At 68.3% G+C, this 24,654-nt stretch carries 21 protein-coding genes; 15 read left to right on the top strand and 6 right to left on the bottom strand.

Annotated features, from left to right (window positions below):
- Positions 1–55 precede the first annotated feature (55 nt).
- The 6 genes from BM417_RS43575 (at position 56) to BM417_RS43550 (ending at position 8,752) form a co-directional block, all read left to right on the top strand.
- Complete coding sequence (locus BM417_RS43575) at positions 56–877, top strand: ABC transporter permease (protein WP_093605985.1); 822 nt, start codon at positions 56–58, stop codon at positions 875–877.
- The gene (locus BM417_RS43570) at positions 874–1,881 is read left to right on the top strand and encodes an ABC transporter substrate-binding protein (protein ID WP_093605984.1); all 1,008 of its coding nucleotides are present in this window, start codon (positions 874–876) and stop codon (positions 1,879–1,881) included. Before BM417_RS43575 ends, BM417_RS43570 begins: the two co-directional genes overlap by 4 nt.
- An 11-nt stretch (positions 1,882–1,892) precedes the next feature.
- The gene (locus tag BM417_RS43565) at positions 1,893–2,687 is read left to right on the top strand and encodes an ABC transporter ATP-binding protein (RefSeq protein ID WP_093605983.1); all 795 of its coding nucleotides are present in this window, start codon (positions 1,893–1,895) and stop codon (positions 2,685–2,687) included.
- Between the two features lie 69 nt (positions 2,688–2,756).
- Positions 2,757–5,663 (top strand): PQQ-dependent sugar dehydrogenase, encoded by a 2,907-nt coding sequence (locus BM417_RS43560; RefSeq protein ID WP_093605982.1) that lies wholly within the window; start codon positions 2,757–2,759, stop codon positions 5,661–5,663.
- Between the two features lie 126 nt (positions 5,664–5,789).
- The gene (locus BM417_RS43555) at positions 5,790–7,826 is read left to right on the top strand and encodes a PQQ-dependent sugar dehydrogenase (RefSeq protein ID WP_245822775.1); all 2,037 of its coding nucleotides are present in this window, start codon (positions 5,790–5,792) and stop codon (positions 7,824–7,826) included.
- On the top strand, positions 7,823–8,752 hold the full coding sequence (locus tag BM417_RS43550; RefSeq protein ID WP_093605980.1) for a LamG domain-containing protein: 930 nt from the start codon (positions 7,823–7,825) through the stop codon (positions 8,750–8,752). The genes BM417_RS43555 and BM417_RS43550 overlap by 4 nt, the downstream gene beginning before the upstream one ends.
- On the opposite strand, the gene BM417_RS43545 is transcribed toward BM417_RS43550, so the two are convergent.
- A complete protein-coding gene (locus BM417_RS43545; protein ID WP_093605979.1) occupies positions 8,749–9,312 on the bottom strand; it encodes a DUF4232 domain-containing protein in 564 nt (187 codons plus the stop codon). The genes BM417_RS43550 and BM417_RS43545 overlap by 4 nt on opposite strands.
- Before the next feature lie 85 nt (positions 9,313–9,397).
- The gene (locus BM417_RS43540) at positions 9,398–10,573 is read right to left on the bottom strand and encodes an SGNH/GDSL hydrolase family protein (protein WP_093605978.1); all 1,176 of its coding nucleotides are present in this window, start codon (positions 10,571–10,573) and stop codon (positions 9,398–9,400) included.
- Positions 10,574–10,689: 116 nt separating this feature from the next.
- Here BM417_RS43540 and BM417_RS43535 point away from each other — a divergent pair, with 116 nt between their 5' ends.
- A complete protein-coding gene (locus tag BM417_RS43535) occupies positions 10,690–11,220 on the top strand; it encodes a class I SAM-dependent methyltransferase (protein ID WP_245822773.1) in 531 nt (176 codons plus the stop codon).
- Between the two features lie 69 nt (positions 11,221–11,289).
- Entirely contained in the window at positions 11,290–12,987 is a 1,698-nt protein-coding gene (locus tag BM417_RS43530) for a hypothetical protein (RefSeq protein ID WP_177320944.1), read from the top strand.
- On the opposite strand, the gene BM417_RS43525 is transcribed toward BM417_RS43530, so the two are convergent.
- The gene (locus tag BM417_RS43525; RefSeq protein ID WP_093605976.1) at positions 12,972–13,793 is read right to left on the bottom strand and encodes a LysR family transcriptional regulator; all 822 of its coding nucleotides are present in this window, start codon (positions 13,791–13,793) and stop codon (positions 12,972–12,974) included. The genes BM417_RS43530 and BM417_RS43525 overlap by 16 nt on opposite strands.
- A gap of 82 nt (positions 13,794–13,875) precedes the next feature.
- On the opposite strand from BM417_RS43525, the gene BM417_RS43520 reads away from it, so the two are divergent.
- A complete protein-coding gene (locus tag BM417_RS43520) occupies positions 13,876–14,745 on the top strand; it encodes an MBL fold metallo-hydrolase (protein ID WP_093605975.1) in 870 nt (289 codons plus the stop codon).
- 151 nt (positions 14,746–14,896) lie between these two features.
- On the opposite strand, the gene BM417_RS43515 is transcribed toward BM417_RS43520, so the two are convergent.
- Complete coding sequence (locus tag BM417_RS43515; protein ID WP_093606064.1) at positions 14,897–15,247, bottom strand: MmcQ/YjbR family DNA-binding protein; 351 nt, start codon at positions 15,245–15,247, stop codon at positions 14,897–14,899.
- 314 nt (positions 15,248–15,561) lie between these two features.
- On the opposite strand from BM417_RS43515, the gene BM417_RS43510 reads away from it, so the two are divergent.
- The 3 genes from BM417_RS43510 to BM417_RS43500 all read left to right on the top strand — a co-directional run bounded on the left by BM417_RS43510 (position 15,562) and on the right by BM417_RS43500 (position 18,910).
- Positions 15,562–16,296, top strand: coding sequence for a carbonic anhydrase family protein (locus BM417_RS43510; protein WP_093605974.1), 735 nt, complete (start codon positions 15,562–15,564; stop codon positions 16,294–16,296).
- Positions 16,297–16,442: 146 nt separating this feature from the next.
- A complete protein-coding gene (locus BM417_RS43505; protein ID WP_093605973.1) occupies positions 16,443–17,654 on the top strand; it encodes an MFS transporter in 1,212 nt (403 codons plus the stop codon).
- Between the two features lie 29 nt (positions 17,655–17,683).
- A complete protein-coding gene (locus BM417_RS43500) occupies positions 17,684–18,910 on the top strand; it encodes an MFS transporter (RefSeq protein ID WP_245822771.1) in 1,227 nt (408 codons plus the stop codon).
- Here BM417_RS43500 and BM417_RS43495 read toward each other — a convergent pair.
- Entirely contained in the window at positions 18,817–19,410 is a 594-nt protein-coding gene (locus BM417_RS43495; protein WP_093605971.1) for a DedA family protein, read from the bottom strand. The two genes, BM417_RS43500 and BM417_RS43495, sit on opposite strands and share 94 nt — an antisense overlap.
- A gap of 184 nt (positions 19,411–19,594) precedes the next feature.
- On the opposite strand from BM417_RS43495, the gene BM417_RS43490 reads away from it, so the two are divergent.
- From BM417_RS43490 to BM417_RS43480, 3 genes are all read left to right on the top strand, one after another.
- Positions 19,595–20,359, top strand: coding sequence for a hypothetical protein (locus tag BM417_RS43490; RefSeq protein WP_093605970.1), 765 nt, complete (start codon positions 19,595–19,597; stop codon positions 20,357–20,359).
- 71 nt (positions 20,360–20,430) lie between these two features.
- Complete coding sequence (locus BM417_RS43485; protein ID WP_218164752.1) at positions 20,431–21,783, top strand: gamma-glutamyltransferase; 1,353 nt, start codon at positions 20,431–20,433, stop codon at positions 21,781–21,783.
- Between the two features lie 64 nt (positions 21,784–21,847).
- A complete protein-coding gene (locus BM417_RS43480) occupies positions 21,848–23,029 on the top strand; it encodes a sugar efflux transporter (RefSeq protein WP_245822769.1) in 1,182 nt (393 codons plus the stop codon).
- On the opposite strand, the gene BM417_RS43475 is transcribed toward BM417_RS43480, so the two are convergent.
- Positions 23,007–24,119, bottom strand: coding sequence for a hypothetical protein (locus BM417_RS43475; protein ID WP_093606061.1), 1,113 nt, complete (start codon positions 24,117–24,119; stop codon positions 23,007–23,009). The genes BM417_RS43480 and BM417_RS43475 overlap by 23 nt on opposite strands.
- Between the last annotated feature and the right edge of the window lie 535 nt (positions 24,120–24,654).

Genomic DNA, 24,654 nt, shown 5'->3' with positions numbered 1-24,654 from the left:
TTCAGTGGGTCGGACATAGCGTACGGGAAAGCGCTTTCCGACCCGAGGGAGCTTTGTGAACACGGTTCAGGCGGACCGCTGGCGCGGCGTCGTGGAACGGACCTGGCGTCCGGCCGCGTTGCTCGCCGCCTGCCTCGCGATCTGGCACCTCGTCACCGTCACCGGCCTGGTCGAGGCCTACCTCGTGCCGTCCCCGGCCAAGACCTTCGGCCTGCTGGTCGACAAGTGGTCCTACCTCTCGGGTCACACCTGGGTGACCACCTACGAGACGATCCTCGGCTTCGTCATCGCGGGCATCCTCGGCGTGCTCATGGCCGTCGCGATGGTCTACTCCAGGACCGTCGAGAGCACCGCCTACCCGATCCTGCTGTTCGCGCAGGTCATCCCGAAGATCGCCATCGCGCCGCTGTTCGTGGTGTGGCTCGGCTTCGGCTTCGAGCCCAAGGTGATCGTGGCCGTGCTGATGGCGTTCTTCCCCGTCGTGATCTCCACGGTCACCGGTCTCAAATCGGTCGACACCGAGATGCTCGAACTCGCGGCCACGATGGGCGGCGGCCCGGTCAAGACGTTCGTGAAGATCCGCTTCCCAGCCGCGCTGCCGCACCTGTTCGCGGGCCTGAAGGTCGCGGTCACGCTCGCCGTGACCGGTGCCGTGGTCGGTGAGTTCGTCGGCTCCAACGAAGGCCTCGGGTACGTGATCCTGCAGGCCAACGGCAACATGGACACCCCGATGCTGTTCGCGGGCCTGATCGTCATCTCGCTGGTCGGTGTCCTGCTCTTCCTCCTGCTCGACCTCGCCGAAAAGCTGATGCTGCCGTGGCACGCCAGCCGGCGCGGCGCCGCCGTCACAACCCTTCTCGCGAAAGGTGGGTCATGAGGAAACTGCTCGCAGGTCTTCTCCCCGCGTTGCTGGTGGTTGCCGCCTGCGGTGGGGGCGGCGGCACGACGTCCGAATCCGGCGGTGAGGTCAAAGAGGTCACGCTGACCCTCAACTGGTACCCGTACGGCGAGCACGCGCCGTTCTACTACGGGGTCAAGCAAGGCATCTACGAGAAGCACGGCATCAAGCTGAAGATCCAGGCGGGCCAGGGCTCCGGCAAGACCGTCACGGCGACCGGCGCCGGCCAGACGGACTTCGGCTGGGCCGACACGTCGGCGCTCGCCACGGCCGTCGAGCAGGGCGTGCCGGCCAAGAGCATCGGGGTGTTCCTGCAGACCACTCCGGCGTCCGTGCAGTTCTTCACCGACAAGAACATCAAGAAGCCCGAGGACCTCAAGGGCAAGTCCGTCGCCACGACCGCGGGGGACGCGCTGACGAAGACGTTCCCGGCTTTCCTGAAGCAGAACGGCATGCAGGAGTCGGACGTCTCGATCCAGAACATCGACCCGGCGGGCAAGATGGCCGCGGTCATCTCCAACCGCACCGACGTGCTGCTCGGGTTCGCGTCCGACCAGGGGCCGACGATCAAGGAGAAGTCCGGCAAGGACGTCGGCTACCTGCGGTTCTCCGAGTTCGGGCTGAACTACTTCAGCAACGGGCTGCTGACCTCGAAGACCATGCTGCAGAAGGACCCCGGCCTGGTGAAGAAGATGGTCGCGGCGACGCAGGAGGCGTGGACGGCGGCCGAGAAGGCGCCGGAGGCCGCGGCCGAGTCGATGAAGGGCGCCGCCGAGCAGTTGCCGTCGCCGACGGTGGTGCTGGAGCAGTTCAAGACGACGCTGACGTTGCTGCACACCGATGCCACGAAGGGCAAGGCGCCGGGCGTCAACACCTTGGACGACTGGAAGAAGACCATCGAGACCTTCCAGAAGACCGGCATCATCAAGGAGGCTTCCGAGCCGTCGGCCTACTGGGAAGAAAGCGTTGCCCCGAAGGGATGAGCACCGCAGGGATGAGCACTGATGTGACTGTCTCCACCTCCGCCGTCGCGATCAACGACGTCTCCGTGCGCTTCCAGTCGAAGCGCGCGGAGGTGACGGCGATCCAGCAGGTCTCGCTCGACGTCGCGCCGGGCGAGTTCGTGTCCATCGTCGGGCCGTCCGGCTGCGGCAAGTCGACGTTGCTGAAGCTGGTGTCCGGTTTGCTGGCGCCGTCGTCGGGCACGGTGACGCTGCTCGGCGAGCAGGTGCGCGGGCCGCGGCACGACATCGGGTTCGTGTTCCAGCGGGCCGCGTTGCTGGAGTGGCGGTCGGCGCGCAGGAACATCCTGCTTCAGGCCGAGATGCGCGGGATGAACTCGGCCGAGGCGGGCAAGCGGGCGGACGAGCTCATCGAGATGACCGGGTTGTCCGGGTTCGAGAACGCTCTGCCGCACGAGTTGTCCGGTGGCATGCAGCAGCGTGTTGCGTTGTGCCGGGCGTTGTTGCACCAGCCGCGCGTGTTGCTGATGGACGAGCCGTTCGGCGCCCTGGACGCGTTGACCCGCGAGCAGATGAACGTCGAGCTGCACCGGGTGTGGCGGGAGACCGGCACGACGGTGCTGCTCGTGACGCACTCGATCGCGGAGTCGGTGTACCTGGCGAACCGGGTGATCGTGCTGACGCGACGCCCGGCGGTGGTCAACGAGATCATCGAGGTCGACCTGCCCGCTGACAGGGACTACTCCGCGACGATGGCCCGTCCGGAGTTCGCCTCGGCGACCGCGCACATCCGAGACCTGCTGGGAGCCGTGACAGGGCACGACTGAGCGCGTAGAGTCTGGCTCGCCGCCGCGTGGTAAGCGCTTTCCCAAGCCGATTCCACGAGGTGGTGCGCGATGTTCAGATCGCTCTCAATCGTTGCCGCGCTGGCTGTCGCGGCGGCCACCCTGGTGCCACAGGCGGCCGCCCAGGCAGGTCCGGTCGCGGACCCGCTTCCCGCGCCCGCGCCGTCGGGCGTGGGCGTGCGACTGCAGGAGATCGCAAGGCTTCCGCAGTCGTCGACCACGCCCGCCGCCGGGGACAGCAGGCTCAAGCAGTACAACCGGGTCAACTACCTCGGCGAAATTCCGGACGGCTCCGGCAGGTTCTACGTGCCGGACATGAACGGCAAGATGTACACCCTGAACCGCGACGGCAGCGGGCAGCGGACGTACCTGGACGTCCGTTCGGCCATCGGCGCGAACTTCCACAACCACCAGGGACTCGGCAGCGGGTTCGGGTTCGTCGCGTTCCACCCGCAGTTCGCGAGCAACGGCAAGTTCTACACCGCGCACACCGAGGCCAAGGACGCGCTGAAGAACCGCACACCCGACCTGCCCTCACCGAACTCGGTGGTGCACGGCGTGATCACCGAATGGACCGCGTCCAATCCGAAAGCCGCGGCGTTCTCGGGCACTCGCCGAGAGCTGCTGCGCATCGGGTTCGCCATGTACCTGCACGGTTTCCAGGAGATCGGCTTCGGTCCGGACAACCTGCTGTACCTGGCGGTCGGTGACGGTGGCATCGGTTATCGCTCGGACGTGCCGCAGGACGTGAAGGTGCCGCAGGGGAAGATCCTGCGCATCGACCCCGCGGGAACCAACAGCGGCAACAAGAAGTACGGCATCCCGCCGTCGAACCCGTTCCTGGGCAGGCCGGGCGCGCTGGCCGAGCTGTACGCGATCGGCATGCGCGACCCGTACCGGTTCAGCTGGGACTCCGGTGGCACGCGCAAGATGCTGCTCGGCCACATCGGCGAGAAGGTCGTGGAGTCGGTCTACGAGGTCAAACCCGGCGCCAATCTCGGCTGGGGACAACGGGAAGGCCACCTGACCTACCGCCGCGACGACCCCAAGTGCCAGCTCTACCCGTTGCCCGCCGACGACGCGAAGTTCGGCTACACCTATCCGGTCGCGGGCTTCGACCACAACCGGCCGGGCGGTGGCTGCGGGGACAGCGGCAACGCGTTGATCGGCGGTTTCGTCTACCGCGGCACGGCGATTCCCTCCCTTCAGGGCAAGTACGTCTACGGCGAGGGCGTGAAGGGCCTGCTGTACTACGCCGAGGAGAAGGACATGCGGGCCGGCGCGCCGATCGCGAAGACGTTCGAGCTCGCGGTGTACGACTCGGCGGGCAAGCGCACGACCATGCAGTCGCTGGCCGGCAAGTCCCGCGTCGACCTGCGGTTCGGCACGGACGCGGCCGGTGAGCTCTACGTGCTGGCCAAGGCGAACGGCAAGATCTGGAAGGTCACCGGCACCGTCGCGACCCAGCAGGCCTGCGACTCCGGCAGTGACGTGGTCAGCGGGGTCACCGGTGCCGGCGACTGGAAGCCCGTCTCGCCGTCGCGCTGGCGGTTCCCCGGCAACGAGGTGGTGCTGTCCAAGGCCGGCGCCGCGCGGCCTGGTCCGAAGCGTCCCAACGAGTACGCGGTCGTCACCAAGGGGCCCGCGTTCGGCAACGTGACGGTGGACGCGCAGGTGCGGCTCGACACGCCGGTCTCGCAGAAGGACCGCGACGTCGTGATCGTGTTCGGCTACCAGTCCGACACCCGCTTCTACTACGCGCACCTGTCGTCGGACAACAAGATCTACCCGCACAACGGGATCTTCCTGGTGGACAACGCGGATCGCGTGCGCATCGACGACCAGTGGAACGGCTCGGTGGGCGCCGCACCCGCCGTGACGGACATGAAGTGGCACCGCGTCCGCATCTCGCACTGCGCGGACACCGGAGCGATCGCGGTGTACGTGGACGGCTCGTCGCAGCCGTTGATGACGGCGACGAACACCGTGCTGAAGTCCGGCAGGGTCGGGTTCGGCTCGTTCGACAACGTCGGCCGTGTCGCCGACCTCCGGATCACCGGCAAAGCCGCGTCCGTGCGGGCAGAGGCGTCGCCCGAGGTGTCTCCGGGCATCGCGTCCGCGGTCGTGCACCACTACGACTTCGAGCATCCCGCCACCGACCCGAAGAAGGAGGACGACCTCGGCCGCGCCGACTCCAGGACGCCGATCTCGCTGATCAACGGCGGTGCGGCCATGCGGGTCCAGGACGGTGCGTTCCCGGGCTCCAGGACGTCGATGCAGCTCAAACAGGTGCGGCCGAACAACAAGAGCAACGACGACTGGAAAGCGGGCGTCTACAGCTCGTCCGGCGTCTCGTCGATGAAGGCGTTCGGCAAGGCACGCGGCATGTCGATCATGACCTGGGTGAAGATCACCGGGGAGGCGCCCGCGCGGAACTCCAACTCGTCGGGGACCTCGGACTTCTACGGCGCCATCGGCATCGCGGGCGTGCTCTCGGGTGACTCCGACGGCCACGCCGCGCGGGCGTTGCTGGAGACGGAGAACCACGACGGTGCGATGCGGCTGATCGCGCTCGGTCGTCGTGTGGACGGCGGTGACAAGCAGTTCTTCGTGGCCAACGCCGACTGGAAGACGCTGCTGCCGTTGAACAAGTGGGTGTTCCTCGCCGGGACGTTCGACTTCGACAACGGCACGATCGGCCTCTACGTGGACGGCAAGGCCGTGGAGGGCACCTATGCGGTCAAGGGAGATCCGTGGAAGATCAACGGAGCACCCGAACCGGACGTCACCTCGGCGACGAACCCGCGGGGGATCAAGATCGGCGGCAGTCATCCGCAGAACAACCGCGAGACCAACGCCTGCAACTGCCGCCTCGACGGCCTCATGTTCCTGGACCGCGCTGTCAGCGCCGACGAGGTGCGCGGACAGTACGAGTGGGTGACCACAGGCCGCCGCTGAGGGGTTGTAACCACCTTATTAGCTAGGTAGATTCCGGGTGCCGCTGCATTGGAAAGCGCTTTCCGCTGCCGTGCTGGCACGGCCTGGCCCACAGGGTGGTGGGGGATGTACAGACGCTTGTCTCGGTTGGCTGTCACAACATTCGTGCTCTCGGCGTTGTTCGTGCCCATCGCGTCGGCGCAGTCGGATGCGCCGATCGCCGACCCGTTGCCGACACCGGGTGCGTCCGGTGTCGGCCTGGAACTGACGGAGGTCGCGCAGCTGCCGAAGTCGCAGCCCGTGCCGCCGCCGACCGACACCAGACTGGTGCGCTACAACAGGATCAACTACCTGGGCGAGGTGCCCGACGGCTCCGGCCGGATGTTCGTGCCCGACATGAACGGCAAGCTCTACCTCCTGGACAAGGGTGTGCAGCACGCGTTCCTCGACCTGGGCGTGGCGGTCGGCCCCGACTTCCACACCCACCGCGGCCTGGGTAGCGGCTTCGGGTTCGCCGCGTTCCACCCGGACTTCAGGCGCAACGGCAAGTTCTACACCGTGCACACCGAAACCGGTTCCGCGCTCACCACCAAGAAGCCGGACCTGCCGTCGCCCGCCGGCACCCAGGTGCACGGGGTGATCACCGAGTGGACCGCCTCCGACCCGAGCGCGGACGTCTTCTCCGGCACACGCCGCGAACTGCTGCGAGTCGGCTTCGCCTCGTTCATCCACGGCTTCCAGGAGATCGGGTTCAACCCGACGGCGCGCTGGTGGGACGAGGACTACAAGCTGCTCTACATCGCCTCCGGTGACGGCGGCATCGGCGTCTCGACGACCGTGCCGCAGGATCTGGCGCTGCCGCAGGGCAAGATCCTGCGCATCGACCCGGCCGGGCACAACGGCGTCAACGGCCAGTACGGCATCCCACGCGCGAACCCGTTCGTGCGCAACGCAGGCGCGCTGGGCGAGATCTACGCGTACGGCATGCGCGACCCGTACCGCTTCAGCTGGGACCCCAGCACGCACAGGATGTACATGGGCCACATCGGCGAGAAGGCCGTCGACGCGGTCTACGAGGTCCGCAAGGGCGCCAACCTGGGCTGGAGCGAACGCGAGGGCATCTGGCAGTACCGGCGCGGCGACCCGTCGTGCGGCGTGTTCCCGCTGCCCGCCGACGACGCCAAGTACGGCTACACCTACCCGGTGACGGCGTTCGACCACAACCGCCTCTCCACCCAACGTCCGTGCGCGGACAGCGGCAACGCGTTGATGGGCGGCTTTGTCTACCGCGGCTCGAAGATCCCTTCGTTGCGTGGCAAGTACATCTACGGCGAGGGCGTGAAGGGCCTGATCTACTACGCCGACGAACGCGAGATGCGCGCCGGTAAACCCATGGCCGTCTCGCGCGAGATGATGGTCTACGTCAACGGCGCGCTGACGACGATGAAGGCCCTCGTCAACGACCCGAACCGCGTCGACCTGCGCTTCGGTCAGGACGCCGACGGTGAGCTCTACGTGCTGGCCAAGGCGAACGGCAAGATCTGGAAGGTGACGGGTGCGCGCACCTTCGCCTCCTGCCGCTCCGGCCACGACTTCGTCTCCGGTGCCACGTCGGCGCGTTCGTGGCAGCCGGTGACCCCTGACCTCTGGCAGTTCCCGGGCCGCGAGGTCGTGCTGGCGCAACCCGGTGCCGCCCGGCCGGGTCCGCGCCGTCCGTTCGAGTACGCGGTGCTCCAGAAGGGACCCGCGTTCGGCTCGGTGCGGGTCGACGCCTCGGTGCGGTTGGACACGCCGGTCGCCGAGTCCAACCGGGACGTGATCATCGTGTTCGGCTACCGCTCCGACACCGAGTTCTACTACGCGCATCTCTCGTCGGACAACAAGATCTACCCGCACAACGGCATCTTCGTCGTGAACAACGCCGACCGGCTGCGCCTCGACCACCAGTGGGACGCCGTGCGTTCGGTCGGCGCGCCTCCGGCCGTCAGCGACACGGCCTGGCATCGCGTGCGGGTCAAGCATTGTGCCGACTCGGGGGAGATAGCTGTGTACGTGGACGGTTCGCCCTATCCGTTGATGACCGCCGTGGACAAGACGTTCTCCTCGGGCCGAGTCGGTTTCGGCTCGTTCGACAACATCGGCAGGCTCCGCGACCTGCGCGTGCAGGGCAGGGGAGTCCGGTGAAGCGTCTTCTGGTTCTCGGCCTGGTCGCGGCGTTCAGCGTGGGCCTGGCCGCACCGGCTCACGCCACGTTCGGCACGGTGCTGCCCACGTTGTCGCGCAACCTGGTGTCGTACTACGACTTCGAACACCCGGCGCGCGGCAACAAGGCCCTTGAGCAGGACAGCGGCCGTTCAGGCACGTCGTTGCAGCTGATCAACGGCGGCGCCGACATGCGCGTGCGCGACGGAGCGTTCCGGCGCAGCCGCAACTCGGTGCAGCTCAAGCAGATCAACCCGACGGTCGCCGGCAACGACGACTGGAAGGCGGGCCTGTACAGCGACACCGGCGTGCCCACCCTGAAGGCGTTCAACGGCACGCGCCAGGCGTCGATCATGGGCTGGGTGAAGATGACGGGCCAGAACCCGGCCCCGAACTCGAACTCGGCCAACCCCGACGACCTCTACGGCGCGATCGGCCTGGCCGGCGTCCTCAGCGGCGACTCCAACGGCCACGCGGTGCGCGCACTGCTGGAACTGATCCAGGTCGACGGCGAACTGAAGCTGGTCGCCCTGGCCCGCAGGATCGACGGCGGTGAGTCACAGACGTTCGCCGCTTCCCAGGGCTGGCAGGAACTGTTGCCGCAGAACGAATGGGTGTTCCTCGCGGCCACGTTCGACTTCGACACCGGCGCCATGGCGTTGTACCGCAACGGAAATCCGGTAGCGGGCAAGTACGTCGTCGCCGGTGACCCGTGGAAGCTCGAAGGCGAACCGGAACCCGACCTCGCGTCGGCGACCGACCCGCGCGGCTACAAGATCGGCGGCAGCTACCCGCAGAACACCCGCGAGGGCAACGCCTGCAACTGCCGGATGGACAGCCTGATGTTCCTCGACCGCGCTGCCCATCCGTGGGAGGTGTACCTGCAGTACCGCTGGATGAAGGGCTAGTCGAACACCGTGACGCCCTGGGCGGCCGGCTGCATCGTCCCGACCTTGGCCTCGCTGACCTTCAGCCTGGTCAGGTCGGCGATCGGCCGGCCGTCCGTCCCGATGAACGTCACCTTCGCCGGCGTCATCCCGGGCAGTTCGGCGGTCATCTCGTTGATGGCGAACGAGTTGGCGTCGTCGTCGACGTCGAGCAGCACCCCGGCGAACGCGGTCTGCCCGGGCTGCAACGTGATCGACGGCCCCTCGCCGGGCACCAGCTTCTGCTCCACGGGGATCGCGGCGGGCTGGTTCGCGGGGTTGGTGAAGGCGAGCTTCGGCCAGCCCTGGAACGTGATCGGCGCGGTGCCCTGGTTCGTCGCGGTCAGCAGGCCCAGGCCGGGCTTGCCCTGCATGGTCAGCTCGGCCTTCACCGCGGGCTTCTGCTTGTCGCTCACCGGAGCCGACGCGGACGTGGGCGCGGTCGAGGTCGTGGAGGCCGTCTGACCCTGGGGCGCCGGGGCCGGCGACCCGCAGGCCGTGGCGCCGGCCGCGAGCACGGCGGCGAGGATCGTGAGACGCATGCGTGGACCCCTTACCGGTGTGTGTTGATCTCCATCGAACAACCGGAGCAAGGGTCCCAGCAAACCCGAACCGCCCGATCGGGTGTCAGAGTGTGGCGATCTTCACCGCCTTCGCCATCGCCTCGAACCCCTTGTCGCCGGGGTGCAGGTGGTCGCCCTGGTCGTAGTCCGGCTTGATCCGCTGCGGGTCGGCGGGGTCGCGAATCACGCGATCGAAGTCCACGACCGCGTCGAAGTCGGGGCTGGTGCGGATGAACGCGTTCACGGTCTGGCGGACCTGCTCCAGTTCCTCGGTGTAGCTGTTCCAGCCCTTGAACGGCGTGATCGTCGCGCCGATCACCCGCAGACCGCGGTCGTGCGAACGCTGCGCGATCTGCTTCAGCGCGGCGATGATCTTGGCGGGGTCGGTCTGGTGCGGGGTCTGCTGGATGTCGTTGATGCCCTCGAACACGATCACCGAGCGCACGCCGGACTGGGTCAGCACGTCGCGGTTCAGCCTGGCCAGGGCGTTGGGGCCGGCCGAGCCGCCGTCGAGCAGGAGGCGGTTGCCGCTGATGCCCGCGTTCAGCACGCCCAGGCGGGTGTTCACGCGGTCGGCGAGCTGGTCGGGCCAGCGCAGGTTCGCACCCCAGGTCGAGTTCGCGCCGTCGGTGATCGAGTCGCCGAGCGCCACGACGCTGCCCTGCACGGTGGAGGTGCGCACGTCGACGCCGGAGACGTAGTGCCAGCTCCTGGTGCGTTCGCGGTAGGCGGCGGCGGACTCGTCGGCCGTGTGGTTGCCGTCGCGGGTGAAGTACGAGTTCTGCATCGTGAGCTGGTGGTGCGTGACCGGGCCGCCTGGCTCGGGCGTGTAGACGCTCACCAGCAGGTCCGAGTCGGCGGGGACGTTCAGCGCCACGCCGTCGCTGATCACGTCGGCGCCGGGCGGGGCCGTGATCGACTGGGAGCCGCCGAACGTCAGCGTGCGCATGGTCCCGGCCAACGCCAAGGGCGTGTCCGGACCGGCCGCGCGGGCCACCGTGACCTGGCCGAACACGATCGGGGTGCGGCCGTAGGCGTTGGAGAGCCGGACGCGGATCTCCTTGCCTCCCGCGCTGACGTGCACGATGTTGCGCAGCGAGAAGTTCGGATAGCCGTTCTCGGTGCCGGAGACCGCGGAGGACGGCGCGGTCGCCCACGTGCCGACCCATCGGAGAGGTGCGGCCTGTGCGGGGGAGGCCGCGGCCACGAGCAACGCCACTGCCAGCAGAAAGCGCGTCATGCCTTCGACCTTGGCAGCGCTCTCATCGAGACGGTATCCGCCGATCTTCGGGTCCTGGGCCGCGCCTGACCGTTCTCGTCGAACGGAACGGCCAGGCGCCGCCTAGGCTGCGTCTCGTGTGGAACGGGGCTGAGTACCAGCGCAGGTTCGACTCGCTCGCCGAGTCGGGGATGGACGTGCACGGCGAGGCGACCTTCGTGCGCGCGTTCGGGCCGGCCTCCGTGCTGGACGCCGGCTGCGGCACGGGACGGGTCGCGATCGAGCTGGCCAGGCACGGCATCGACGTGGTCGGAGCGGACCTGGACGAGTCGATGCTGGCCCACGCGCGCGAACTGGCACCGGACATCACCTGGGTGCGGTCCGACCTGGCCGAACTCGACCTGGGACGCACGTTCGACGTGGTCGTGATGGCGGGCAACGTGCCGCTGTTCACCGCGCCCGGCACGCAGGACGCGCTCGTCGCGGGCGTGGCGCGGCACGTGGGCCGGTTCCTGGTGGCCGGGTTCGGCCTGAACCGGGGCTACACCGTCGAGCAGTACGACGAGCACTGCGCCCAGGCCGGGCTGACGCTGGTCGAGCGGTTCGCCACCTGGGACCGGGAGGAGTTCCGCGGCGGCGACTACGCGGTATCGGTGCACATGTCTTGATTGGGCCAGAACTCTTCACTTGCGTCCGTCTCACGGTGTAGGTCTGGTGATCTACTACCAGGGGGATGCATGCGTTTAGTGGGAGCGATCGCCGTCACCGCGCTGGTGCTGAGCGGGCAGACCGCAGTGGCCGCGCCGGCGGTGGTGCAGCCGGACCCGTTGCTGGCCTTCCTGGCGGATCCGGGCGCGGTCGACCTGGCCAAGGCGGCCAAGGCGCGTGAGGCGAAGACCAGGGCACGGATCCTCACGGCAACAGCACCGGGCTACACCTACGCCGAACGTGAGCCGGCATCGGCGCGTGGGCGCAACGACAGTCCGTGGACCGCCGAGTCCACGGACTTCCGCCGGCACCGCGGCGCGCTGTTCACGGGCTCGCTGGCCCCGGACCCGACCATGCCGGTCGTCGCCGAGTTCGCCGAACCCAACGACAGCCGGCAGACCGCGAGCGACTCGGGCGTCGGCACGACCCATCGCGCGATCCGGACGACGGGCAAGATCACCGGCGCGGACCAGGACTTCTACCTTTTGCGCGGCAACGGTCACACGACCGTCGACACCCGTACCGAGGGCAGCGACCTCGACACCGTGCTGACGGTGTTCGACGCGTCCGGCAAGGAGATCGCGGCCAACGACACGGTCGGCGTCAGCACCGACGCCCGCCTGGAGGTCGACCTGGCCGCGGGCGCGGACTTCTTCGTCCGCGTCACCGGCGCCCTGAACACGTCCGGCGCGTACGAACTGACGCTCGGGGCAGGCGAAGGCAAGGGGGACAAGGACTTCTTCGCCGTCGACCTCAAGGCGGGCGACGTGATCGGCGCGTCCGTCGCCGGTGCCGCGCGCAAGGTCGCCGTGCACGACAGCAGGGGCCGCGAGGCGATGGGCTCCCGGCAGGACTTCTCCGGCGTCTACCCGAAGGAGAACCCGTTGCCCGGCGGCGGCAACGCGGCCGCCGACTTCCTGGCCCCGCGCGACGGCCGCTACTACGTCGGCGTCGAGGACGGCACCGGCCGGTACCAGCTGACGGTGCGGGCGTTCCGGCCCGGCAGCGAGAAAGCCGGACCGCAGACGATCTTCGTCGACTTCGACGGTGCTCTCGTCGACACGACGGTGTGGGGCCCGCCGGGGGAGAAGCAGCTGTCGCCGTTGTCGAAGTTCCTCGCGAACTGGGGCCTGAGCGCGGCCGACGAGAAGCGCGTCGTGTCCGTCGCGGTCGACACGATCCGCGAGAACCTGGCGTTGCACGGCAACTTCGGCGTCAAGCTGCTCAACAGCCGCGACCACGCCGACCCCTGGGGCCAGAAGAACGTCAGCAGGCTCGTCATCGGCGGCTCGATCGCCGAGTCCGGGGTGGGGACGGTGGCGATCGCGCAGTCCATCGACCCCGGCAACTTCGGGCACGAGGAGACCGCGATGGTCCAGCTCGACCTGCTGAGCGCTCCCGCGGGCCCGCCCGTCTCGCTCAACACCTACATCACGCCGCAGAGCGACAAGGCCCTGTTCGTCGGCCGCGTGCTGGGCAACATCGCGGCGCACGAGCTGGGCCACCTCTCCGGTTCGTGGCACCAGCACCAGTTCAACGAGCACGACACGCTCATGGACCAGGGCGGCAACCCGAAGGGGATGTTCGCCGTCGGCGCCGACGCGATCGGTGGCAACGCCGACGACACGGACATCGACTTTGGCGAGGACGTGTTCGTGCCGAACGAGGGCTTCACCGGCGTCGAGGACGCGGCGACGCGCACGAAGTGGGGCTACAGCCGGGGGTAGGCCTGAGATGCCGCCTCGACGAAGTCGAGCGTGAGCGGGTCGTCCTTGATCCACGCGATCACGACCGGGCTGGGCGGCATGTCGGTCAACGGCACCACGACGAGCTCGCCGAGGTCGTGGCCGAGCGGCGCCAGCCCCACGGAACCGTTCCACAGCACGGATTGCACGCACTCCTGGACGGCGCGGACCGTCGGGCCGCCGCGCGGTTCGCCGCCGTTCCAGTAGTTCCGCCAGATCTCGTCGGTGCCGTCCGGGAACTGGAACCAGTCCCGGTCCGCGAGGTCCGCGGTGGTGATCCGCTCGCGAGCAGCGAGCGGATCATCGGACCGCAGCACCGCGCCGACCGGATCCTGGCGCAGCACCAGGGTTTTCAGGCCGCTCTCGTCGAACGGGCCGCGCGTCAGGGCGACGTCGACCTGGCCGGTGCGCAGGCCGCAGGTCGGGTCGGTGAGGTCGGTCTCGCGCACGCGGATCTCGACGTTCGGGTGCTTGCGCCGGAACGCCTCGGCCATGCGGGTTCCGTGGTCGCCGAGCATGCCGACGGTGATCGTGGTCCGCGCGAGCTTGGCGCGGATGCGGCCGGCGTGGTCGAGCAGGACTCTCGCCTCGGCCAGCAGGATCTGGCCCGCGTCGGTCAGCGTCACGCCCGCGGGGGAGCGGTCCAGCAACGTGACGCCGAGGTCGTGCTCCAGGTGCTTGATCGCCCGGCTCAGCGGTGGCTGGCTCAGGTGGAGTCGCTGCGCGGCACGGCCGAAGTGCAGCTCCTCGGCGACCGCGACGAAGTACCGCAGGGTCCGCAGCTCCATGATCAGGCACGATACTCGCGCGGTATCGGGTGTGCGCAGATGGTCTTGGACGCGCGCCGCATCCCGCGGGTGGAGTGGAGGCATGAACCTTCCTGACCCCGCCGTCCACGTCTCCGGTGCCGCCGAGGTGGCCGCCGACGTGCTGGTGATCCCCAACGAGCACGTCGCACTGGTGCCCAACATCGGGATCATCGGCGGCACCGAGGCGATTCTCGTCGTGGACACCGGACTCGGCCTCGCCAACGCCACCGAGGTGCTCACGTTCGCGGACAAGGTCGCGAACGGACGGCGGATCCACCTGACGACGACGCACTTCCACCCGGAGCACGCGTTCGGCGCGTCCGTGTTCGAAAGCTCCTACCTGGTGAACCGGGCGCAGGCGGATGACCTGCGGCACAAGGGATCCGGCTACCTGGAGATGTTCCGCGGCTTCGGCGGGGCGATCGCGCGACGGCTGGCCGGCGTCGAGGTGCCGGTGCCGGACGAGGTGTTCGACGGCGTCCGCGCGCTCGACCTCGGCGGCCGGACGGTGCTGCTCAGGCCCACCGGCCGCGGACACACGCTGGGGGACCAGGTGATCGAGGTGCCGGACGCGGGCGTGCTGTTCACCGGCGACCTGGCCGAGACCGGGCAGTTCGCGATCTTCCCGTGGTTCCCGCCGCACGACACCGACGTCTCCGGCCTCGCGTGGATCGACGTGATGGACGGGCTGATCGCCGGTCAGCCGCGGATCGTCGTGCCTGGACACGGATCGGTGGGTGATGTTCAGGTGCTGCAAGGAGTTCGGGACTACCTGGGCGAGCTGCGGGACGAGACCTGGCGGCGCCGTGACTCTGCGATGACGCTCGACGAGATCGTCGCGGAGGTGCGCGCGCTGCTGATCGAGCGGCATCCGGAGTGGACGGGGCAGGAGTGGATCGAACGCGGGGTGGGCTGCCTCTGCGCTGAGTAGCCGCGGGCTGCTGTACGTCGCCGGCGCGGACGGCCTGGGACCCCGAGCGTGGCGCGCGAATCGGCCTGGTGCAAGGGTTCCGGCCCACCGCGCACCGTGACGGCACGTTCGCCTCCCTCAAAAATGGTGCGCGCGATAGCTTCAGTGTTGACTAAAGGAAGTCCTCGCCGAGGCGCGCGCGGATGACCTTCTTCGGCACGCACATCGTCCAAGCGCCGATGACGAGCTCCGTCATCTCCTCGACGTCCAGCTGGGCCATCGAGGCGTGCACCCACTGGAAGCGCATGTCGGACTGGCTCGGGAACGCGAACTTCACGGGGTCGCTCGCGACGAGCGCCTCCCGTTCCTCGCGTGGATAGCCGAAGCCCAGCACCGTCTCGTCGCGGGAGAGGGCCGCGTAGACGATCTGGCCCACGCGGAACTTCACGCGGTCGCGGATGAGGTGTTCGGTGGTGCGCGGCAGCGTCAGTGCCACGGCACGAATGTCGGCGACGGTGACCATCAGGTAATTCTGCCGCACACGGTCCGTTAATGGTGTCACTTCCGGCAAATTTGGCAAATCGGCGTAAATCGGACAATGGTGATCAAGAACGTGCTGGTTCTTCAATTCTTGCGACCGATTCGGCGCTGTCTCAATTCGAGGTTGCGACGTCAACGAAAAACGTGCCCTTGAGCCCGCTGACCAGCATATACGCACGTCCTGGCGCTGAATCAGTTCAGTCTGGTCCCGGGTGGAACGCCGGGAATTAATTCCGCCGCTGAGAGCGCGACCACACTCCCCTCCCCATTTCACCCGATCGGGTGAAAGGTGGCGTTATGAACCTGAAGCGGTCCCTTCCGGCTCTTCTTCCGCTCGTGCTCACCGCGACGTTCTTCGCGAGTGGCGCGGCAGAGTCGGCGACACCGAAGCAAAGCCCGGTGAACGTCACGCCCAACGCGATCCGGTTCGACCCGCACGCGCCCAAGCTCGACGTGTCCTACGGGCACTCCGCGCTGGAGCTGAAGTACATCCGCAAGGACGCGGCCAACCCTGCCGGTTGTACGACCCGCGACCACGAGGAGACAGAGGAGGCGGAGGTCGAGCCAGGGGCGGGCCACGTCACCGTCGCCGGCACCAGATACGACCTGGTGCAGTTCCACTTCCACACGCCGTCCGAGCACCAGTTCGCCGGCCGCAACACCCCGCTCGAGATGCACCTCGTGCACCGCAGCGCTGAAGGCAAGCTGCTCGTGGTCGGCGTTCCGCTGGTCGTCGGCTCGCACTCCGTCGTGGACGACGTGCTGGCCAAGCTCTCGCCCGAGTGCGGTGCGCCGGTCGACATCGAGTCCATCGACCTGAACCGGCTGCTGCCCTCGGGTCACCACACGCTGCACTACACCGGGTCGCTCACCACGGCGCCGTTCACCGAGGGTGTCGAGTGGTACCTGACCGGCGAGCAGCACGTGTCGGCCGCGACCATCGCGCGCTTCAAGGGCCTGTTCACGGCCGGCAACGCCCGTGCGCCGCAGCCGCTCAACGGCCGGACGTTCGTGGGTGTCCCGCGCATCTGAGCCGGATCTGAACGCGGAGGCCGGTCCCTGCTGGGGCCGGCCTTCTTTCGCGTGACGAGCTTCACCGATACAGGAGTCGCCTGCAATTGCCCGCGTATGCAACTATTGCTCGCGCGGACAACCTACGACTTCAAGGACTGTGTGACATGCCTGTCGCCCTGCTCGCCCTCGCGATCAGCGCCTTCGCCATCGGCACGACCGAGTTCGTGATCATGGGACTGCTGCCCGAGGTGGCCACTGACCTCGGCGTTTCCATTCCGAGCGCGGGGCTGCTGATCTCCGGTTACGCACTCGGTGTCGTGATCGGCGCGCCGTTGCTGACCGTTCTCGGCGGACGCCTGCCGCGCAAGAAGATGCTGCTCGGGCTGATGGTGCTGTTCATCGCGGGCAACCTGGTTTCCGCGCTCGCGGACACCTATGGCGTGCTGATGAGCGGGCGCGTGATCGCGGCGCTGGCGCACGGCGCGTTCTTCGGCGTCGGCTCGGTCGTCGCCGCTGACCTCGTCGCGCCGCAACGCCGGGCGAGCGCCATCGCGTTGATGTTCACCGGTCTGACCGTGGCGAACGTTCTGGGCGTGCCGATGGGCACGGCGCTCGGCCAGGAGCTGGGCTGGCGTTCGACGTTCTGGGCGGTGACCGTGCTCGGCGTGATCGGGTTGCTCGGCATCGTGTTCCTCGTGCCGCGGCAACAGGCCCAGGGCGGCAACCTCCGCAGCGAACTCGCCGTGTTCCGCAACCCGCAGGTGTGGCTCGCACTGCTGATGACCGCGTTCGGCTTCGCGGGTGTCTTCGCGTCGTTCACCTACATCGCGCCGATGATGACCGAGGTCGCGGGCTTCTCGTCAGGTGCCGTGACGTGGCTGCTGGTGCTGTTCGGTGTCGGTCTGTTCGCGGGCAACCTGCTGGGCGGCAAGGCGGCGGACCGGTCGGTCATGAAGAGCACCATCATCATCTTGATCGCGCTGGCCGCGATCCTCACCGCGTTCGTGTTCACCGCGCACTCGCCCGTCCTCGCCGCGATCACCATCGTGCTGTTCGGTGCGGCCGGGTTCGCCACGGTGCCGCCGTTGCAGATGCGGGTCATGCAGACCGCGGAAGGCGCGCCGGCCCTCGCCAGTGCGGCGAACATCGCGGCGTTCAACCTCGGCAACGCCGGTGGAGCGTGGCTCGGCGGTCTCGCGATCGAGCGCGGCCTCGGCTACACCGCGCCGAACTGGATCGGAGCCCTGCTCGCGGTCGGCGGTCTCGCGGTCGCGATCGTCTCGGTACTCCTCGATCGACGTGTGAGGAGCGGCACCGGTCCGGAGTCTTTTGAAGCGCTTCAGAAGACCCGTAAAATCGATGCGGTAGCTAACTAAGTCCGCTGCTCACGAGCCATGGGGAAGCCTTGAACACCACCCGCGCCATGACCGCTCTCGCGCTCGGCGGGTTCGGCATCGGTACGACCGAGTTCGCGACCATGGGACTGCTGCCGCAGATCGCGGAGACGTTCGGCATCCCCGACTACGAGGCCGGCCACGCGATCAGCCTCTACGCCGCCGGAGTCGTCGTCGGCGCGCCGCTGATCGCGGTGCTCGGCGCCAAGCTCCCGCGCAAGGGCATGCTGATCGGCCTGATGCTCGCGGTCGCCCTGGGCAACGGGTTGTCGGCCGCCGCGCAGGACAAGACGCTTCTGCTCGTCGCGCGGTTCGTCGCCGGACTGCCGCACGGCGCGTTCTTCGGCATCGCGGCCGTTGTCGCCGCCACGCTCGTTGCTCCTGAACGGCGCGGCACGGCCGTAGCGCGCGTGATGGTCGGACTGACCGTGGCGAACCTCGTGGGCGTACCGCTCGCAACGGCGGCGGGGCAGCAGATCGGCTGGCGCACCGCCTACCTGGCGGTCTCGGTGATCGCGCTGATCACGGCGGCGGCGATCGCGACGTGGGTGCCGCTGGTGCCCAAGGTCGAGGGCGCGTCGATGAAGGGCGAGGTCCGGGCGTTCGGCCGCCCGACGGTGTGGTTCGCGATCTTCACCGGCATGATCGGCTTCGGTGGCATGTTCGCCGTCTACTCCTACGTCGCCCCGCTGACGACCGAGGTCGCCGGGCTGCCGGGCGGTGCCGTTCCGTGGATCCTCGCGCTGTTCGGGCTCGGCATGACGCTCGGTGCGACGTTCGGCGGCCGGTTCGTCGACCGGTCGGTGACGGGGTCGGTGTTCGGCGGGCTGGTCGCGGTCTGCGTGATCCTGGTGTTGTTCGGGCTCACGGCGAGCATCCCGGTGTTCCTGTTCTTCTTCCTGTTCCTGCTGGGCTTCGTCGTGCAGATCCTGGCGGCCGCCCTCCAGATCAGGCTGATGGACGCCTCGCCGGACGCTCCGTCGCTCGCGGCCTCGTCCAACCACTCCTCGCTCAACGTCGCGAACGGCGCGGGCGCGTGGCTCGGTGGCCTGGCCATCGCGGCGGGCTGGGGCTACACCTCGACGGCGTGGGTCGGCGTGGCGCTGTCGGTGGCGGGCCTGGCGATCGCGGTGGCGTCGGTGCTCTACGAACGGCGTGCCTTCGAGCGCGAGACCACGAACCAGACGATGGCGATGGCCAGCGCGGCCAGCACCACCGTCGAGCCCCAGCCCAGGTAGCGGTCGACGAGCTCGTAGTTGTCGCCGAGCGCGTACCCGGCGAGGATCAGCGCGGTGTTCCACACCAGGCTGCCGGCCGCGGTGTAGAGCGTGAACTTCACGATCGGCATCCCGGACACGCCGGCGGGGATGGAGATCAGGCTCCGCACGACCGGCACCATCCGGCCGAAGAACACAGCCTTGTTGCCGTGCTCGTCGAACCACGCGTCGGCCTTGTCCACATCGGACGCCGTGACGAACGGGATCTTGTCCGCGACCCTGCGCAGCCGATCGAGTCCGAGCCACGCGCCCAGGCCGTACAGCACGAGAGCACCGACGACCGATCCCGCCGTCGTCCACAGGATCGCGGCGACCAGCGAGATCCTGCCCTGGCCGGCGGTGAACCCGGCCAGCGGCAGGATCACCTCGCTCGGCACCGGCGGGAAGACGTTCTCCAGCGCGACCGCGATGCCCGCGCCGGGCGAGCCCAACGCCTCCATCAACCGGGTGATCCACTCCATGCTTGTCGAACTACCCGCTTTGCCCGGCTGTTCAACCTGTTCGTCAAGACCGCCCGCACTCGCGCGCCGACGCCGCCCCAAGCTCCGATGAATCTTGTCATCCAGAGGCAATTCTAGTCATATTCGTTGACAACGCAGGTCGAGACCTCCTACCTTCGGTGCTGCCGCCAGGAAGGAAAGCTCGATGAAAATCGCACTGACGGCCGCCGCACTGATGCTGGTCACCGTCTCTCCCGCCCACGCGGCACCCGCGTGGAGCCCGAACCCCGCGACCGACGGTCTCAAGGCGTTCGAGGGCATCGAGGTCGACCGGGGCAACAAGTTCCCGGAGCGCAAAGGCAAGTACATCGTCGTCCAGGGCGACGCCTACCGGTTCAACATCTGGAAGAACGACCGCGACACCACCGGTGGCGGCGACCGTCAACGCACCGAGTCCAAGGGCATGGTGTCGGGCGGCAACGCGCTCAAGATGAAGAACGGCGAGACGTGGGTCATCTCGTACGAGATGTACATGCCGTCATCGCTGCACGGCACAAGCAAGTTCACGCACATCTTCCAAACCAAGACGCCCAGCACCAACGGCGGCCCGTGGACGACGCTGTCCCTGAGCCGAAGCGGTAGCACCGAGACGATCCGGGCACGCGCGTTCAGCACGTCCGGCGCCCCGGACATCGCCGCCACGAACCTGGCCCCGCTGCGCGACAAGTGGGTCACGGTCGAGTGGACGATCACGCCCGGTTCCAGCGGCACGGTCGGTTTCGTGCTGCGCAACGGCACGGGGGCGAACGCGCCGATCGCGGTGCAGGGCAAGCGTTCCGGCGTGAAGATCCCGGACGAGGGCGACTACGTGCGGCCGAAGTGGGGCATCTACCGCTCGGTCGAGAGCGCGTCGTCGGACATCCTCGACACCTACATCAACTTCCGGAACTACTCGGCGACCAAGAAGTAGGACGTAGTCCGGGTGGCCCGCCGCTCGCGCACAGGTCTACCGTTGATTGCCTTCACTTCTGGAGGTCGACGGTGCGAGGCGCGATCGCGGCGGGCCACCCGCTCACCGCACAGGCGGGCGCGGCGATGCTGCGCGCCGGTGGGAACGCCGTGGACGCGGCCGTCGCGGCGATGCTCACGTCGTGCGTCACCGAGCCGTTGCTGACCGGGCTCGGTTCCGCCGGGTACATGATGATCGCCCCGGCCGGGGAAACCCCTGTGCTGCTGGACTTCTCGGCCGTGGCGCCGGGACGTGGACGGACCGGCGAACGCGCTCCGCTCACTCCCATCACCGTCCACTTCGGTGACGCGCAGCAGGAATTCCACGTGGGACCGTCCTCGGTCGCCGCCTACGGGATGCCCGCCGGTGCCGCGAAAGCCGCCACCTACGGCCGCGCGCCGTTGCACGAACTCGTGGCCACGGCGGCGATGCACGCCCGTGAAGGTCACCGGGTCAACCGGTACCAGGCGTACGTGACGTCGTTGCTGCTGCCGCTCGCTCACAGCGCGGGCCTCAACGCGTTCGAGGAAGGCGAGCTCCTCGTCCAGCCCGAACTCGCCGAAGCCCTCGACCGGCTCGGCAGCGACGGCGCGGCGCCGTTCTACACCGGCGACATCGCGGGCGCGGTCGCCGACTGGATCACCTCGCACGGCGGTGACCTCGGCAAGGCGGACCTCAAGGCGTACGAAGCCGTACGGCGCGAGCCGTTGCACGTAGAGCATCGCGGCCGTGACATCCACACGAACCCACCACCCGCCGCGGGCGGTGCGTTGCTCACGCAGATGCTGGAAGCGTTGCCGGACAACCCGTCGCAGCAGGACCTCATCCGCGCGCTGGCCACCCCGAAGACGCACCTGAACCGCCTCGGCTCCACCACGCACATCTCCGTGCTCGACGCGGACGGCACGGCCTGCTCGGTCACGACGACGAACGGCGCGGGCTCCGGCATCTCGATCGCCGGCGTGCACCTGAACAACATGATGGGGGAGGAGGACCTGTCGCCGGACGGGTTCTTCAGCCACGCGCCCGGCGACCGGCTGCCGTCGATGATGGCGCCGACCGTGGTCACCCGGCACGGCCAGGCCGAGCTCGTGCTCGGCAGCGCGGGCTCGAGCCGGATCTGCGGCGCGATCCTCCAGGTGCTCGTCAACGTCCTGGACCGCGGCATGCCCGCCCAGGACGCGGTCGACGCGCCCCGGATGCACCTGAGCGGAGACCACCTCCACGTCGAGCCGGGAATTCGACCGGAAAGTGAGCTCCCGGTCACCCGGTTCCGCGCTCCGAACATGTTCTTCGGCGGTTGTCAGGTGGTCGAAATGACCGGATCCGGCCTGCTCAGGGGTGGTGCAGATCACCGCAGGGACGGCGCGATCGTCGTTGTGTGAGACATTGCCCGCATCATGGGATATCTAGTTTCCTGATTGACCGCTCAACGAGCACGATTACGGGGTGACGGCACTACGCGAGAGAACATCCTCGCCGCTCCTGTCCCGTACGTTCCTCCAACTCTCCGTCATCAGCGTCGTGTCGGGCGTGTCGATGGCGTTCGCGCTGCCGTTCGGCTCGCTGTTCCTGACGAGCGAGATCAAGGTCTCGCCGTTCCAGCTCGGCTTCTTCCTGATCGTGAGCCCGCTCGCGTCGGTGGTCGCCAGCACGATCATGGGCAGGCTGTCCGACGGCCGGGTGCAGCGCCGGTACATGCTCGCCGTGGGCGGCATCGCCGGTGCGGTCGGCTACGGCCTGTTCGCCGTGTTGCGCGACTACTGGTTCCTGCTCGGCACGTCCGTGGTGTTCATCGCGATCACATCGTCGTTGCTGCCACAGCTCTTCGCGTACGGCCGTCAGGTCTCACAGGGACCGTCGATGGTCGTCAGCGTGCTGCGCACGTTGCTCTCGGTCGCGTGGGTCGCCGGACCGCCGGTGGCCGCGCTGCTCGTCGCGAAGACCGGGTGGATCGGTCTGTTCGCCTCCACCGCCGTGCTGCAACTCGGCGTCGCGGTGCTCGCGCTCACGCTTCCGGTGCCGCCCGCTCAGACCGAGGAGCAGGCCGAGGAAGAAGAGGCGGCAGGCCCGGCGCGCGGCAACATGATGGTCGTGTCCGCCGCTTTCCTGTTCCTGCAGGGAGCCGTGGCGCTCGCGGTGAGCGGCCTGCCGTTGTTCGTCACGACCGAGCTCGGGGGAACGGCCGGTGACGCCGGGCTCGCGATGGGGCTGTGCGCGGCGCTGGAGATCCCGATGATGCTGTGGTTCGGCTCACTGGCGAACCGCATGTCGCAGCACAGGCTCGTGCTCATCGGCGCGGTGATCGCGTTGAGCTATCACGGCCTGATGGTGTTCACCGACTCGATCTGGCAGGTGATGGCCGCGCAGCTGCTGCACGCCACCGTCATCTCGTTGATCATGGGCGTCGGCATCACGTACTTCCAGAGCCTCGACCCAGGCCGCCCCGGTCACGCCACGACGATGTTCAGCAACACCCAGATCGTCGGCGGCATGGTCGCGGGCGCGTTGCTCGGTGTCTCCCAGCAGCTGGGTTTCCGCTGGGTCTACGGCTTCAGCCTCGCGATGTCCGTCCTCGGCCTCGCGCTGCTGCTGGCCGCGGGCAGGCTCACTGCACCGTCGAGGCGGTGACCTTCGGCTTCTCCCCGACGCCGAGGTAGAAGATGCCCTTGACGGTCTCGAAACCGAGGCTCGGGTTGCGGCGCAACGTGGAGCCCTCGACCGACATCGAGCCCGACTTGTCGTTGCTGACGAAGAACACCGCGCCACCGCCCTCGTTGGCCTGGTTGTCCTCGATCAGCGTGCCGGCGAGGCGCAGCGTGAACGTGTTGCCGTCGTTGTAGATCGCGCCACCGCTGCCGCCACCCGGCGTGCCACCGCGGGCCGGGTTGGCGCCGCGGCCGATGGCCTTGTTGTTCTTCATGAGGCTGTTGAGCACCACGAACGACGCGCCGATGCTGCTCAGCGCACCACCGTTGGAGCACACACCGCCCTCGAACGTGCTGTTCACGACGTAGACCGGCACCTTCTGGGCCCAGTCGGTCACGCGGATCGCGGCACCGCCGAGGTCGGGACCGTTGGCGTCGCACTTGTTGTTCGCGAAGCGGGAGTTCACGACCTTGAGCTGACCGCCGAGCACCATGATCGCGCCGCCGCCACCGCCCTCGGTCTTGTCGCCGGTCGAGTTGCCGTCGGCGAGGGTGATGTTCTGGACCACCAGCCTCGGCCCGTTCTGGTCGAGCAGCCGGCGCTGTCCCTGGCCGCTCAACGTGATCCTGCCGCCGCCGTCGAGCACGGTCTTCGCCCGGACCTTCGCGGTCGCGGCCATCGGGATGACGTGCGGCTGCGGGCCGCAGTCGAAGGTGACGACCCCGCCGGCGGCGACCGCGTCGACCACGGCCTGCGACGTGCAGGAGGCGGGCGTGCCGGTGCCGATCACGCGGGTGGGCTTCGAGGTGTCCTCGGCGGCGGCTTCGGCCGGTACGGCGGCGGTGCCGGCCGGGTTGCCGAACTTCGCGACGGGAGGAGGCGGAGGCGGAGGAGCAGGCGGGGGAACGGCGCTGCTGCTGCTCGAAGGTGGCGTCGTCGTCACGACGGTGACGGTCTGCGACGTCGATGTCTGAGGTAACTGCGGTCCTGCGACGGGGGAACCGGGGATCGCCGTGCCGCAACCCGCCACGAGGGCGGCAAGCAGCACGACGGCCTGTCTACCTGAGGGCATGGCGGGCACCCTAAACGGGCTGGGGAAGCTTGGCTACTACCGCTTTCGCCGGCAAGATCGCTCCGGGGCACAGCGTGGCGGAACCCTTGTCCGCCAATGCGACCAACACGACCTCGAACCGCTTTCCTGAACCGGCCGCGGTCAGGGCCGGCTGTCACGCGAGCGAGTGCCGGGACCGGTCCGCGAGCCGGCCGGGAACGCGTTGATCGACGCCCTGTCCTGAACCTGGCCGCCTTGACCGGTTCCGTTGCCCTGAAACGCGACGAGATCAAGGCGTTCTTCAGGTGTTTCCGTTCCGTGACACGAAAACCGGGACAAGATCCGGTTTTTCGGGGGCGGCGCGGCGGTTGTGCGCAGGTGCGGGACGGTGCTTAGCCTGACTCACGAGTCAGGAATGAGGGTCCGCTTGGACCAGTGTTCGTGACGGTGTGTAGACGAAACGGGCTAACGGTCGACACAGCGTGCGGTCTATTGAGCTCAAACAACCTGTTCGTGAAACAACCACACGTTCAGGTGGCCCTGTGTCCCTGGCACA

Source organism: Lentzea waywayandensis (genome assembly GCF_900115955.1).
Classification (GTDB): Bacteria; Actinomycetota; Actinomycetes; order Mycobacteriales; family Pseudonocardiaceae; genus Lentzea; species Lentzea waywayandensis.
The sequence above is the reverse complement of the archived record's forward strand: the minus strand, read 5'-3'. Positions and strand labels throughout refer to the sequence as shown.

Bases quoted from the DNA above. Each gene is read 5' to 3' on its own strand.
- BM417_RS43565 (WP_093605983.1), top strand. From the start codon at position 1,893: ATGAGCACTGATGTGACTGTCTCCACCTCCGCCGTCGCGATCAACGAC.
- BM417_RS43530 (WP_177320944.1), top strand. From the start codon at position 11,290: ATGCGTTTAGTGGGAGCGATCGCCGTCACCGCGCTGGTGCTGAGCGGG.
- BM417_RS43515 (WP_093606064.1), bottom strand. From the start codon at position 15,247: ATGGTCACCGTCGCCGACATTCGTGCCGTGGCACTGACGCTGCCGCGC.
- BM417_RS43505 (WP_093605973.1), top strand. From the start codon at position 16,443: ATGCCTGTCGCCCTGCTCGCCCTCGCGATCAGCGCCTTCGCCATCGGC.
- BM417_RS43495 (WP_093605971.1), bottom strand. From the start codon at position 19,410: ATGGAGTGGATCACCCGGTTGATGGAGGCGTTGGGCTCGCCCGGCGCG.
- BM417_RS43540 (WP_093605978.1), bottom strand. From the start codon at position 10,573: ATGACGCGCTTTCTGCTGGCAGTGGCGTTGCTCGTGGCCGCGGCCTCC.
- BM417_RS43510 (WP_093605974.1), top strand. From the start codon at position 15,562: ATGAACCTGAAGCGGTCCCTTCCGGCTCTTCTTCCGCTCGTGCTCACC.
- BM417_RS43490 (WP_093605970.1), top strand. From the start codon at position 19,595: ATGAAAATCGCACTGACGGCCGCCGCACTGATGCTGGTCACCGTCTCT.
- BM417_RS43525 (WP_093605976.1), bottom strand. From the start codon at position 13,793: ATGGAGCTGCGGACCCTGCGGTACTTCGTCGCGGTCGCCGAGGAGCTG.
- BM417_RS43520 (WP_093605975.1), top strand. From the start codon at position 13,876: ATGAACCTTCCTGACCCCGCCGTCCACGTCTCCGGTGCCGCCGAGGTG.
- BM417_RS43570 (WP_093605984.1), top strand. From the start codon at position 874: ATGAGGAAACTGCTCGCAGGTCTTCTCCCCGCGTTGCTGGTGGTTGCC.
- BM417_RS43545 (WP_093605979.1), bottom strand. From the start codon at position 9,312: ATGCGTCTCACGATCCTCGCCGCCGTGCTCGCGGCCGGCGCCACGGCC.
- BM417_RS43475 (WP_093606061.1), bottom strand. From the start codon at position 24,119: ATGCCCTCAGGTAGACAGGCCGTCGTGCTGCTTGCCGCCCTCGTGGCG.
- BM417_RS43560 (WP_093605982.1), top strand. From the start codon at position 2,757: ATGTTCAGATCGCTCTCAATCGTTGCCGCGCTGGCTGTCGCGGCGGCC.